This window comes from Methylocucumis oryzae (assembly GCF_000963695.1).
Taxonomy (GTDB): domain Bacteria; phylum Pseudomonadota; class Gammaproteobacteria; order Methylococcales; family Methylomonadaceae; genus Methylovulum; species Methylovulum oryzae.
Genome location: NZ_LAJX01000024.1, coordinates 1 through 12,782, shown reverse-complemented (window position 1 = coordinate 12,782; position 12,782 = coordinate 1). Strand labels below are relative to the sequence as shown.

General features: G+C 45.4%; 19 protein-coding genes. All 19 read right to left on the bottom strand.

Going from position 1 to position 12,782, the window contains the following annotated elements:
• A partial coding sequence (locus VZ94_RS03230; RefSeq protein ID WP_045778143.1) for a hypothetical protein occupies positions 1-426 on the bottom strand: 426 nt, incomplete at its 3' end.
• Between the two features lie 5 nt (positions 427-431).
• A complete protein-coding gene (locus tag VZ94_RS03225) occupies positions 432-1,091 on the bottom strand; it encodes a hypothetical protein (RefSeq protein ID WP_045778142.1) in 660 nt (219 codons plus the stop codon).
• A complete protein-coding gene (locus VZ94_RS03220) occupies positions 1,088-2,302 on the bottom strand; it encodes a PilN domain-containing protein (RefSeq protein ID WP_082081354.1) in 1,215 nt (404 codons plus the stop codon). Before VZ94_RS03220 ends, VZ94_RS03225 begins: the two co-directional genes overlap by 4 nt.
• Positions 2,266-2,904 (bottom strand): type II secretion system protein GspK, encoded by a 639-nt coding sequence (locus tag VZ94_RS03215; RefSeq protein WP_045778140.1) that lies wholly within the window; start codon positions 2,902-2,904, stop codon positions 2,266-2,268. The genes VZ94_RS03220 and VZ94_RS03215 overlap by 37 nt, the downstream gene beginning before the upstream one ends.
• 67 nt (positions 2,905-2,971) lie before the next feature.
• Positions 2,972-3,184, bottom strand: coding sequence for a hypothetical protein (locus VZ94_RS03210; RefSeq protein ID WP_045778139.1), 213 nt, complete (start codon positions 3,182-3,184; stop codon positions 2,972-2,974).
• Positions 3,171-3,899 carry a PulJ/GspJ family protein gene (locus VZ94_RS03205; RefSeq protein WP_045778138.1) on the bottom strand — a complete coding sequence of 243 codons (729 nt, stop codon included), beginning with the start codon at positions 3,897-3,899 and terminating at the stop codon, positions 3,171-3,173. The genes VZ94_RS03210 and VZ94_RS03205 overlap by 14 nt, the downstream gene beginning before the upstream one ends.
• Positions 3,900-3,990: 91 nt before the next feature.
• Positions 3,991-4,353 (bottom strand): type II secretion system protein, encoded by a 363-nt coding sequence (locus VZ94_RS03200; RefSeq protein WP_045778137.1) that lies wholly within the window; start codon positions 4,351-4,353, stop codon positions 3,991-3,993.
• Entirely contained in the window at positions 4,331-4,759 is a 429-nt protein-coding gene (locus tag VZ94_RS03195) for a pilus assembly FimT family protein (protein WP_045778136.1), read from the bottom strand. Before VZ94_RS03195 ends, VZ94_RS03200 begins: the two co-directional genes overlap by 23 nt.
• Before the next feature lie 5 nt (positions 4,760-4,764).
• A complete protein-coding gene (gene gspG / locus VZ94_RS03190; protein WP_045778135.1) occupies positions 4,765-5,175 on the bottom strand; it encodes a type II secretion system major pseudopilin GspG in 411 nt (136 codons plus the stop codon).
• 215 nt (positions 5,176-5,390) lie between these two features.
• Positions 5,391-5,783 carry an HAD family hydrolase gene (locus VZ94_RS27855; RefSeq protein ID WP_239649596.1) on the bottom strand — a complete coding sequence of 131 codons (393 nt, stop codon included), beginning with the start codon at positions 5,781-5,783 and terminating at the stop codon, positions 5,391-5,393.
• Entirely contained in the window at positions 5,750-6,163 is a 414-nt protein-coding gene (locus VZ94_RS27850) for an HAD family hydrolase (protein ID WP_239649595.1), read from the bottom strand. The genes VZ94_RS27855 and VZ94_RS27850 overlap by 34 nt, the downstream gene beginning before the upstream one ends.
• On the bottom strand, positions 6,135-6,647 hold the full coding sequence (locus VZ94_RS27845; protein WP_239649594.1) for a TRSP domain-containing protein: 513 nt from the start codon (positions 6,645-6,647) through the stop codon (positions 6,135-6,137). Before VZ94_RS27845 ends, VZ94_RS27850 begins: the two co-directional genes overlap by 29 nt.
• Positions 6,648-6,760: 113 nt before the next feature.
• Complete coding sequence (locus tag VZ94_RS27840; RefSeq protein WP_239649593.1) at positions 6,761-7,342, bottom strand: phosphoribosyltransferase domain-containing protein; 582 nt, start codon at positions 7,340-7,342, stop codon at positions 6,761-6,763.
• 142 nt (positions 7,343-7,484) lie between these two features.
• Positions 7,485-7,826: a DMT family protein gene (locus VZ94_RS03175; protein ID WP_045778134.1), complete on the bottom strand. Its 342-nt coding sequence runs from the start codon at positions 7,824-7,826 to the stop codon at positions 7,485-7,487.
• Between the two features lie 135 nt (positions 7,827-7,961).
• On the bottom strand, positions 7,962-8,387 hold the full coding sequence (locus VZ94_RS03170; RefSeq protein ID WP_204369032.1) for a DMT family protein: 426 nt from the start codon (positions 8,385-8,387) through the stop codon (positions 7,962-7,964).
• Between the two features lie 226 nt (positions 8,388-8,613).
• Positions 8,614-9,039: a TolB family protein gene (locus VZ94_RS22140; RefSeq protein WP_052700180.1), complete on the bottom strand. Its 426-nt coding sequence runs from the start codon at positions 9,037-9,039 to the stop codon at positions 8,614-8,616.
• Positions 9,017-9,973 carry a hypothetical protein gene (locus VZ94_RS03165; RefSeq protein ID WP_052700179.1) on the bottom strand — a complete coding sequence of 319 codons (957 nt, stop codon included), beginning with the start codon at positions 9,971-9,973 and terminating at the stop codon, positions 9,017-9,019. Before VZ94_RS03165 ends, VZ94_RS22140 begins: the two co-directional genes overlap by 23 nt.
• A gap of 56 nt (positions 9,974-10,029) precedes the next feature.
• Positions 10,030-11,022: a hypothetical protein gene (locus VZ94_RS03160; protein ID WP_131655460.1), complete on the bottom strand. Its 993-nt coding sequence runs from the start codon at positions 11,020-11,022 to the stop codon at positions 10,030-10,032.
• 312 nt (positions 11,023-11,334) lie between these two features.
• A complete protein-coding gene (locus VZ94_RS03155) occupies positions 11,335-12,630 on the bottom strand; it encodes a TolB-like translocation protein (RefSeq protein ID WP_052700178.1) in 1,296 nt (431 codons plus the stop codon).
• Between the last annotated feature and the right edge of the window lie 152 nt (positions 12,631-12,782).

Sequence of the window (12,782 nt, the reverse complement as noted above, 5' to 3'; positions counted from 1 at the left end):
TAAATACACATGTTTTGATTTTTGCTCTTGTTCAACAGTAATGCCATCGATAAAGACTTTTTTGAGAATATCACCATTCGGCAGCGTTTGACCTGGATGGTAAATTTTTAACGTAGTATCTGCCGTTTGTATGATGGCGATGTTAGGCGCTTTTACCCCTTTTAATTGCCAAGTTGCTGCTGCCGTGGAGGCTGTGCTCGCATTGCCGGTGGTATGACGCCCAGGTTGTTCGATGATGTGGCCGCGATTTTTATCCCATAAATTACGCGTTAAGATTTGTTGCTTAGTTTGTTCATTAATTAAGCGAGGCTCAGATACAAATTTAGGCGGCTTTTGCATAGCCATAGAAAGCTCGGTGTCTTCTAACCATAAATCTAAAACCGGTAATAACGCAGGTATTAAGGCTAGGAAATAATAGCGTTTCATTAGTATTATTTGAGCTCGGTATCAGCGACAGCTTCAGTAGTGGGCACGTTAATAGTAGGCGCGGATGCTTGTGTTGGTTGGCTCTCAGGTGTTTGTAATCTAAAGCCTGATAACGTCATTCTAAGCGAGGCTTGTTCGCCATTGACGCTAATATAGAGCTGTTCAAAGCGATACACTTGCTCAGCTGAGCTTAACGCATCTAAAAAGCTGATGATGTCGAATAAGTGACCACTGAGGTTGAGCTGTAAGTCGATTTGCTCACCAAACGGTGCGGGTTTAGCTTCTTGCAAGCGTTGGCTGTCGATTTTTAATTGAAACCGGGTTATGAGTTCTTGCACTTGATTATACATGGTTTGCTGTGCCAGCGCGTAACTGGATGCGGTAATAAAAGCCTGGCCAGTTGCCGTCATCGCTTGCTCGCTTTTCGTTAACGCGTTACGCCATTTTTCTTCTGAATTTTTCAGTGCAGTTAAGCTGTCGATTTGGTGTTGATTAGCTTCTAATTGCTGTAGGGTTTCATCGCGCCACTCGAAGTAAGGGTCAATAAGCCATTGTTGTACGATTAAATACACTGATAGCAATACACCCCAGCGTACGATAGGGCTATCGCTGCCTTCGATAGTTTTTAACTGGTTTTTTAATTGCTCTGCACGCTGTTTAATCATGGTTTTTGCAGTAATAGTTTGATTTGAAACTGCTCTTCGCCAGTGACTGCATCAGGGTGTATATCATTTAATAATTGCACATCGGCTACGCCTTTGATTTGCTGTAACGTGGGTAGTAAGGCCACGATTTTTTTGCCACGCCCAGTCAGGTCTAGTTCATCGCCTTGGAATTGTAGGCTTTCTAGCCATATCGCATCGGGAATTTTATCGGTTAATTCGGCTAATAAATATTCAGGTGATTGTTGTTGATGTTTGAGCTGTTGCACGTATTGGAATAATTGCCGACGCTGTTTAACCTGTTGTTTTAAAGTCAAAATTTGTTCGCTGCTTTGTTTAATCGTTTGTAACTCGGTTTGAGTTTGTTGCTGCCGATACTGCAGTACGGCAGCGTCGCTAAGCAGCCAAAGCATTAAGGTTACCACCAATACGGATAGTAACTCGCGATAACTCATCGGGTCTGACCAGTCTTTAATACCGGGTAAGCGGAAGCGGTTTAACACGCGGCTGTGGGGTAAACCTTGGCTGGGTAACGGGTGAGTGTCTATCGCTTCAGGTTGCCAAGTATTTAAACCCTCTTGGGTTAGCCAACAGTGCTTAATTTCAGGCGTACCCCAGCCATGCCAGTAGCGCTGGGCTTGACTGGCATCTTTAACTTCTGCAAATTGGCTAATCCAACCCGATGCGGTTACTAAAGCATAATAAAAAGCGTGGGCGCTTTGACCGATGAGCAATGCGGGTAAGGCATTAAGCTGTGCGGCATACCAAGCCGGCTCAGGCATGACATGTGTACAATAACTGAGTTGTTGCCGTAATGTGTACGCGTTTTCTCTGTCCCAAACCCAGGTATAAACCAACCAGTCATCGCCTTGTACTTGTGCCTGGAATACATAGTCGCTTTGTTGTCCCCACGGCGACCATTTGGCTATATCTAATTGCAATGCTTCTGCTAATTCGTTTTCTGCAATCAAATGCAACGGAAAACGACAGTGTTTAAAACTGCAATATTCCGTAGGTAATAGCAGTATGACTTTGGCCAATAATCCGGTATGCGCTTGGGTTAGCTCATTCAGAGCCTGCCAACCAGAAGAGCTGAGTACGGAATAACGCAGTTGGTTTTCCCGTTGTTGTACGCAAACAATCGGCGCTATTGCGCGTGTTTGCTGTGGGTGTTTGCTTATATCCAACCACGATAAGTATCGGGGTAGTGCCATAGTAAAATTTCGTAGGGAGTCGATTTATTGAAGGTTAGCCGGAGCAATACCGTCAGTGCCGGGTCGTTTTGTTTGCGTAGGCGAATACGGAAAATATTGCTAGCATTATAAGCGCCGAATTCACCAAAAGCGCGATGATAAGCCGGAAGTAATTTATTCAGTTCCGTCCAATTATTGCTAGTTCTTAAGCTAATAATTTTGCGTGTTTGTTGCGCCGAAAGTCCTAATACCGCTTGTATGACCGGCGCTGGTGCTGTGGCAATATTGAGATGGTCAATACCACCGGTTAACAATAGCTCTTTTAAACCATAGCGTTCAGCGTCGCCATTATAAAGTTCAGGTGTCATTGAGGGAAGTTCTAGCAGTTCATCCAAACTACGCAAAGCAATATTTCTCGGTAAGTAAGCGTGTCGTTGCCGTAAATAATCAATGCTTTCCAGGCCATAACGATGGCGGGCATGATCTTGGTCCACCCAATCAGCCAGTTCGTCAGTAATACGCAATGCTTGCTCAGTGCCACAAAATTGGCTCAGTAAGCGTAACATCCATTCAGGCTCGTAATGACCTAAGCCGATTAAACCGGCACCGTCTTGAATTTGCACCTCTAAGCCTTTAAGTTTAAAGGGTTGACCATCGATAGGTAGTGCTAACGGGTCTAAATAGACTTTGTTATAAAACGACTTCGCCGGTCAGTAGAATACGGATAATCTGTTGTAAAGCCGAGCGGTATTCTAGTTCATTACGCCAACTGGTTTGTTGCCGTTGAATTTCCAACATTTTAGTATGGGCTTGCTCACTCAGCGTCACCGCTAACCCAGTTAAAATCGCTAACATGATTAAGGCTAGCGGTAACACAAAACCGTGCTGCTTAAAAAGCGTCATGATAAATCTCTAAACCCCAGGCATCGCTGGTATCGGGTAAGCTAAATAACCAGGTGTGGGTGTTATCGTGGTCATCGACAAAATGCAAGCTGACCCGCCTAGGCATACGCAGTAAATAGTCAGTGTCATACTGTTCTAACCATACCGGCTGATTACGGTAGCGTTTGCGCTCTTTAGGGGTCAGCATACGCTCATCAAGCTCGGCAGGTCGTGGAAATGCTGGGGCTTCAAAAATAAATTTTGCCGAATGTAATTGGGTTAATAGCGCTGTTTCGGTTTTAGCCCAACGTAAACCACGACCGGCGTCGCTATGCCATTCACCTTCTTGATATAACACCGTAATGCCTTGCTCGGTTTTTGCTATTCTCAGCCGAATCGGTTTAATAAAGCCTGGGTCATCGAATAACGGTGCTGCTGTTATGACACTGAATGAGTCTGGCTCGCCTATGAAATAAGGCAAAAAATTGCCTTGATAGTAACGATAATCGGCACACACGGCTTGTTTAAGCAAGCGTTCTATCCAGTTATAACGCTGTAATAAGCGTAGTTGCGTTTGCTCTTGTTGATAACCTTTTTCCCAAGCATTCAGTCCTTGGCTAAAGCCCCATAATAACGTCGCGATTAATAGGCTAAAAATACTCAGCGAAATCAGCGCTTCGATTAAGGTAAAACCGGATTGTCGCGTGGGTAAACGCCGTGCTCGCGTTATTCCCATGCTAATTGCTCCCATTGCAGATAATTGTATTTGTCACCGGGTAACTCAATTTCAGCTTTGACGCGATACACACTGATTTTACGGGAAAACTCTATATTAGGATTTGTGCCAAACGTGGGCAGGGCAGGGGCGGTTTTTTCTGCTTGCCAAATAAAATTAAAACCTTCTGCACGCCTTTGCCTTGAGTTTGTTGGCTTAGATTAATTTTTTCTACGTCAGTAACGATTTGTTTTTGCGCCAACATAATATGGGCATGTAGCGAGGCTTTATGTAAACGCGTGCTGGTGCTGGTAAATAATTGCAAGATTAACGCTAAGGCCGAACCAACGATAGCAGCGGCAATTAACACTTCTACTAAGGTAAAGCCGGTTTGTGTTGAGTGATGAGGCTTTGCGTAGCTTGAAAAATTAACAAGGTACGCATTGCGTAGCCTACGGTAACGTGTTTTCAACATCCGCGTTTATTGCGTGTATTTGTATGCGACCATCGAGTGGTGCAAATTCAAGTTGCCAACGTTGGCCTGAATGCGCTTGCAAAATCAGTTTGCCACCATTGGTGATACCCGTGGCTAATAACCGCAATACGGGTAGTTCCTGAGCTGACCAGCCGTCAGGTAATTCAGGCCACGTTCCTAAGCCTTTATCGTCTTTAGCCAATTTAACACTACGGCCTTGCTGAAAGGCTTGGTGTCTTAAGCGCTCTATGCGTGAGGCATAGCTCTGAACTTGGCTGCGTTCTAGCGCGCGGTTATATTGCTTAAATAATTTAGGCGCGGTTAAGCTGCCCACGATGGCGATGAGTGTTAACACGATAAGCATTTCTAACAAACTAAAACCGCGCTGCCAGGCAAATACCGGCATGGTTTTTATAATTGACCTACATCAGCATTTTGACCTTCACCGCCCGGTTGACCATCTGCGCCAAAGCTATACAGCGCATAAGGCTGGCCATTTGAGCCTGGATTTTTATATTGATAAGGATGATCCCAAGGGTCTAGCGGGACATCTTTAGGCAAGTAAGGCCCATCCCAGTATTGTGAATTAGCCGGGGCTTGGCGTAAGACTTGTAAGCCTTGTTCGGTGCTAGGAAATTCGCCCATGTCCACTCGGTAAGTATCTAATGCCGAGACGATGAGTTCGACTTGTGTTTTGGCGACTTTGACTTTAGACGAGCTCAATTTATTAAAGAGTTTAGGGCCAACGGTACTCGATAATAAAGTGATAATCACCAGTACGACTAATAATTCAATTAAGGTAAAACCACGTTGTTGCTTCATAGGTAAGGTGTTATTAATTTATTGTTTAGAGAAGGGATGTTTGAGCGATGGATGCTAAGACACAAGCTGTCTTCTAGCGAGGATGGCTGTGCATGATACCAAAAAAGCCAGTACTAAACGATACAGTGGCTACACACTTTCATCGTTCCCACGCTCTGCGTGGGAATGCCCTGCAACCGCTCTGGCGGTGCGAAACGAGACGCAGAGCGTCCTGGCTACGCTCGCACACTAGAGCATGGCAGCGATAAAGCCTTAAATAACTGAGTATTGCTAGGAATTAACGCATAATCGCATAAGGCTAAAAAAGGCACATCGGTGAGGCTGTCACCGGCGCCTATGCTAAAAATTTCACCTGCTTGCTGTTGATAACGGGCTAATAAAAACGCGACAGCACGTTCTTTACGAATCGCATCTGGCAAAATAGCGAGATTATTACTGTTTAAATGCCAATAAAAACTACCGTCGGTTAGCGCTGGATGGTTCAGTAGGCAGTCGTCTAAGAGTTGGCGTAATGGCGCTTCATCGCCTGAGCGATGCTTGATAACCGCAAACCAGGTTTCGCCATAATCCTCGACTAATCTAGGCTTGTAATCAGGAAACTCTCGCAATAGGTCAAAATGACTTGCCATAACGCGTGTAATTTAGCTTGCCAATGCGCTTGCTCGGCTTGCATCTGTTGCTGCCACTCAGTATCAACCTGGCCGTGTTTGTCCAAAATAACGGCACCATGATTTAACACGGCTTCTTCAGTAAACGACAACAACACGCGTTGAAACGCGCCGCCATCTCTTGCGGTCACGGGAACAATTTTAAAATCTCGGCTTAACCATTGCCAAAGCCATTGCTGCTTAGGCGTTGCAAATGAGTTTTCACGACCATCGGCTAATAAGGCGCGCGCCACTAATTCAGCGGGGTTGTAACCCGGCTTTAGCTTGCGCAAGGTTTGAAACAACGTGTCGTCAAGGTCTATAAAAATATAAGCGTGCATCAGAGGTATAGGAATCAGTTAGTTCAAAGCGAGCGCTAATCGCTTGCCAAGCATTAAGCCAAGCCAAAATGACCTCGTTTAGCGGCGTTTCATGACACACAATGACTTCACGGTAGCGTTCGCGCGCGAAATTGTACAGAAAATTGGGGATACCATCGCCATAGTTGTCAGTAAACTGACAGACATTAGCAATATCATTGCCAGGGTAAATAGGCGAGCGCGTGGTGCTTTGTACTTTAACTTTAAAGCCTAGCGCGGTTAATTGACAGGCTAGTAAATACGCTGGCGTGTTACATTCACCGGTGCCTAACACCAAAATGGGGCGTGTATCATAGCTTGACGAAGTAAAATAGGTTTGTGCTGTTTCGGCGCAGTCTTGTGTCAATTGTATGGGCTTAGAAATGCCTAAACGCCCAGGCCAGGCTAAATACGCTTTTTTACAGGTCGGTGAGCTGTCGACATTAACGGTTATTGTATCTACCACAGCGTTATGACTATCGGTAAACGCAAAGCGTCCTGAACGCAAACACACCCAAGCGATACTGATACCGGCTTGTTGAGCTAATTCGCTACGCCTTTCAGGCTCAGCAAAATTAACTAAGCTAACAATAACGACTTTTTTTTAACTGCGGATTGAGCTGTCGGTAGGCTTGTATTAAGTGTAAAAAACGTCGTGCCGGTACTGATTTCATCGTCAATTAATACCAAGGTATCCGCTTGGTTAAACAGGCGTTTATCTTGTTCGCGGCTAGGGAAATATAGAAAGAAGTCGGTTGCGTGACTATGGCTTTCCTCGAATTGTAAAAACGGGCAGCCGGATAAGACATAACGCGTTGTTTGCATAAACAATGCATTATTCAATCCTTCAGCTTTCGCCTCGGCATACACGCCATAGCCTAAGCCGGTCGCCGTTTCCGCCATGCCTAGCCACAGCGACGAACCGAGCTGCTCTTGCGCTAACACGTCTCTTGCGAGCTTGCGATACGACCAGCGCATCAATAACGGCGATACCGGATAATGCTTACCGAGTAATTTACTGACAAATAAAAATTTTCGTTTACTACTGACTCTAGCAGCAAAGCCTAATAAGCGATGTAGCGGGATACGGCTTGGTAATAGGTCCAGCGTTAAAACGCCAGTCGCTAAGGTGATTTCAACGTGTTGAGGCGAATGGGGCATGAAAAAGTGGCAGATGACCAAAAACAGCACACAGGGTATAGAACTCACATTGAAAAGTCTATTGTGTGCTTATGCCGGGTCTTCAGCCACTCTCATTATTTTCATGGTTTTTCCATCATCACTTAAGTGCTGACCGTGTTAATTAAGGGCGATAAGTAATCAAAACCATAGCCACCGATAAAACACCAAAGCCAACCATCTGAGAAACAGTAAAACTTTCTTTTAGCAAATAACGGGATACTAAAGCCACGCAGACGACGCCAAAGGCTAAATGAAACGAGGCCATTTGTGCGCCGTTAAACACGCTATAGCCAAAGCGAGTCGCCGCAACGTTAAGCACATATTCAGGCAAAACGATGAGCCAACTACAACCTAATGCGGTCCAGAAACCTATTTGCTTGCGAAAGCGTAGGTGTCCAAGCCAGGCTAAGGCCATTAAGCAGCTAGAGAGAAACATAAAAAAAATGACGAGAGTAGTATGCATAGGTCTTTTTCTATCGACAGTTATTGAAATAGTTTTTATTGTTCGAATTCGATAATCACAGTGTGGTTTTTTATATTTATGCTGCTCGGTTTTCTGAGGCCGCCGGAACTCATGTACTTACCTGAACTAAGAGCCTTATGGGCGGTAAGTAATCAAAATCATAGCTATCGATAATACGGCAAAGCCAACCATTTGAGTTACAGTAAAACTTTCATTTAGCACATAATGTGATACTAAAGCTACATTGACGACGCCGAAGGCTAAATGAAACGACGCCATTTGTGCGCCGTTAAATACGCTATAGCCAAAGCGAGTCGCCGCGACGTTGAGAACGTATTCAGGCAAAACGATGAGCCAACTACAGCCCAGCGCCATCCAGAAACTTATGTCATCGCGAAAGCGTAAGTGTCCTAGCCAAGCTAAGGCCATTAAGCAGCTAGAGAGAAACATAAAAAAAATGACGAGCGTAGCGAGTATAAGTTTTTTTCTATCGCTAAAAATTGAAGAATTAATGGTGTTGTCTGAACCGTCTAAGGGTAGTGAGGCTTTTTTTATATTCATGATGACGTGTAGGTATGCTCAAAACGGTTATGTAAATTATGGCTACACCCTTTAGCAGGGACAGGGTATTCAGGGTGCAGGTGTTGGCAGCAGGGATGCTGCCACCAAGCCTACAGGGATGTATTTACGGCGTCCTGCATCCTGAAAACCCTGTCCCGCCTTACGTTGGTAGCCTAAATTATTACTGTAGGTACGTTGTGCGTACCCTACTAAGGTTTAAAGGCTGTTACTTTGTCGTTAAGTCACGAAAAAACACATCGATTAAACCGTTTGTGTCGTTGGGTACTAAGTCTGTTACTAGCGACCTAAACGCCATGTGTTTACCATCAGGGCTGATAATCGCATCGCGGTTACCGTTGATGTTAATTTGAGTGAAAGGACCGGTGCCTGAGGTGCCGTCTAAGCTAACACTGACTAATGTTGTTGTTTGGTTGACACGGTCGTGCACGAAAACATCATCAACACCATTATCATCATTGGCCGCTAGATTAGATGCCGAGGAGGTAAAGCCAACATAACGACCATCATGGCTGATGGTTGGACGGCTGCTAGAAGCATTACCGTGAGTTCCGTCAGAAGCCACGCTGATCATAGTTGTTTCATGGGTTTCTCCATCATGCACGAAGACATCATCGGCAAAGTTTTTTGTCATCGCTGACTAAATTAGATGCAGACGACCAAAACGTCACATAACGACCATCAGCACTAATGTCGGGTTGCCAAGCGCCGTTATTTGCTTGTGTACCGTCAGAAGCAACACTGACACGAGTCGTTTTTTTAGTATCCAAATTGTGAACGAAAATATCGGCTTGCTTATTGGTATCACCTTTTACTAAGTTGGTAGATTCCGATTGAAACGCAACATTGCGACCATTAGCGCTGATTCTCTGCTTAAAGCATAAGCTATTGCCTTGGGTACCATCAGAAGCGACACTGACGCGAGTGGTCTTTTTAGTCTTGCGGTCATGTACGAAAACATCGGCTTCGTTATTGGTATCTCCTTCTACTAAGTTGCCGGACGGTGATATGAACGACACATAGCGACCATCGGCGCTCAAGGAAGGATGTGCCCGCCAGTCTCCCACTATGGCCTCGCTGCCGTCAGACGCCACATTAACGCGCTCTGTTTTCTTGGTTTTAAGATCATGTACAAATACGTCGCTGCCTGAATTTGTATCATTCGGCACTAAGTTTGAGGCATCCGAAACGAATGCAACATAGCGACCATTTGCACTAATTGTGCCTTGGTTGTTCCAAGAAGGTTTAGCTTGAGTACCATCCGACGCTACGTTAACACGTCGTATTTTCTTGGTCTGACGGTCATAAACAAAAATATCTATCGTACTATTAGTGTCGTTAGGCACTAAATTAGACGCTTCGGATTGAAACACGACATAGCGATTGTCAGCACTGACGTGGGGGTGCCAGCTTGTGCCATCGCTTTGTTTGCCTTTGGAAGACACGCTGACGCGAGTAGTTTCTTCAGCATTAGCGGCAAACGGCAACACTAAACCGATGAGTAATGCGGCTTTTACAGCAGTGCTTAAATGAGTTTTGGCGGATTTAACAGGGTATTTGGTTATCATGAATAATTCCTCTAAAGGATTGATGACTCTGAAGCGTAGGGGCTGCTGGATAGCTATTAATTAGGCGTAGGCATTAATTTGCCGACAAAGCGGAACTTGCCAACTTTATTAACACCGTTGGCGCCTGTTTTATCACCCCACCAAGAAGCGAGTACTAGGTTGCCGGATAAAGTAAAGGTGTTACCTGAAACGCTGACTTTAGTATTAGCAGTTTCAAAAGCAGCAATGCCGGTTTTGCCTGTACTTGAGGATGTATTCAAATGGGCAGTGATATACCAGCCATCGGTACCCGGTTTGCCGCCTGGGGTTGAGCCTGAGTTAACTTCAGAGCGATTGGGGTCGTAACGTAACGCCATATCACCTATGGTGACATGGCCATAACGACCATTCACCCTAAAAGCGCCGCCGACACCAATTTGTCCGGTAAAGGTTGCCACAGGATCGAAATCATCAAATTCCGCCGTGGTTTTTTGCGGGTTGCGACCGCCGTTGTCGTTAACCGGTGTTGCTATATCAACCTCATGCGGGTACATGGTAAAGGTAGGTTTAGGCCATGGCTCGCTTAACGGTAAGCGGTGCATACCCGCTAATGTCACGCTATTATCCGTGATTAATGGGTTGAAATTGTGCAGTGAGATGAGGTTATAAGCGATAGTCGCTTGGCCTTCTCTTTTGGTGAGTCCCATCACTTGATAAGCGGTTAAGGGTGCTATTTCGTCGCTGGTAAACCAGTCTTCAAAATAGGCATCTCTTACCAAGTAGGCATCGCCCGAAATAATGCCTTTTAAGCCATTGTCGAACACCATATTATTAGTACCAGACGTGTCTAGTTGCCATTGTTCTTCATTGGGTCGGCCATAACTGTCAACGCCGTTGTATGCGTTACCGGTGCGTCGCAACATGGTCGCGAATGAAGCGGGGTCAAGCTGAAAAGTCAGCGCGCCTTGTTTAAATGACATCGATTTAGCTTCTACAGTTGTTGCAGTAGTCAGCGCGAGTAAGGCACACGCGGCGAATAAAAGGCTACCGTGTTTATTGAAAGTATTCATTTTCATCGTTCCTCGTTGTGGGTTACTGCTATTAATTAAGTGAGACGGTTTGCTGTAAGTGCTGACTTGCACTTGCCTTTTCGCTTAACTTAAGAGCAGTGTGGGTATGGTGCCGGTTATGTAAGCCGGCGGTTTTACCTGTCATTCCAGCAGGACGTGTCGGAATGACGGGATTATTTTTAGGGTGCATTCGATGCACCTTACAAACTCTGCGGTGCATGGAATGCACCCTACTTGGTTGTCACTACTTGGCTAAGTCACGAAAAAACACATCGACTAAACCATTAGTGTCATTAGGCACTAAATCCGTCACTAACGATCTGAATACCATGTGTTGACCATCTGGCTGATAATCGCATCGCGGTTGCCGGTAACATTAATCATTGAGAAAGACCCTGTACCCGATGTACCGTCTAAGGTGACACTGACTAATTTAGTCGTGCCGGTAACGCGGTCATGCACGAACACATCTTCAACACCATTATCATCATTAGCGGAGAGATTCGATGCGGCAGACGTAAAGCCCACATAACGGCCATCATGGCTGATGGTGGGACGGCTGCTATAGCCATTGGCTTGAGTGCCGTCAGAAGCAACACTGACTCTAGTCGTTTCATGGGTTTCTCTATCATGAACGAACACATCGTCGACTATATTGTTGTCATCGCTGACTAAATTAGACGCAGAGGACCAAAACGTGACGTAACGACCGTCAGCACTAATGTCAGGTTGCCAAGCGCCGTTATTTCCTTGTGTACCGTCAGAAGCAACACTGACACGGGTTGTTTGTTTAGTCACAAGATCGTGAACGAAAATATCGGTTTGTTTATTGGTATCGCCTTTCACTAAGTTGTTCGCTTCCGATTGAAACGCAACATAGCGGCCATTAGCACTGATTCTCTGTTTCATACATGAGCCATTACCTGGAGTACCGTCGGAAGCAACACTAGCGCGGGTGGTTGTTTTAGTCTTGCGGTCATGGACGAAAACATTCGATTCATCAGGATTGGCAATTGATGCTAAGAACGACACATAACGACCATCGGCACTCAGTGCAGGAAGCGCTGGGTAATACTCCACATCTGCTTCGTTAACATCGGGTCCAAAGCTGATGCGTTCCGTTTTCTTGGTTTTAAGATCATGAATAAACACGTCATAATCAGTTCCATTTTTGTCATCGGCGATTAGGTTGGATGCGTCCGATCTGAACGCGACATAACGACCATTCGCACTGATGATGGGAGCGCTTGACCACGAAGGTTTGGCTTGTGTGCCATCGGAAGAGACGCTGACACGCCGTGTTTTTTTGGTCTCGCGGTCATGGACAAAAATATCAACGGAGTTGTTGGTGTCATTGGGCACCAAATTGGAGGCTTCGGACATAAAAGCGACATAGCGGTTGTCGGCGCTGATGGACGGGTGCCAACTGCCACCATTACTCCAGCTATTTTCGCCGCCACTGGTTTGCTTACCTTTGGAGTTGACACTGATTCGGCTGGTATCTTCAGCTGTGACCGCGAAGGGCAAAATCACACCTAGCAATAATGCCGCTTTTAGTGCGGCGCATAAGTGAGTTTTGGCTGATAGTACGGGTTGTTTTGTTAACATAGACAATCTCCTAAATTTATAAAGGCTCTACTTATGGATTACTGGAAAGTTTTAGTTAGGTGTAGGCATTAATTTGCCTACGAAGCGGAATTTGCCTACTTTGTAGACACCGTTGGAGCCTAACTTATTGAACCACCAAGCCGATAAGACCA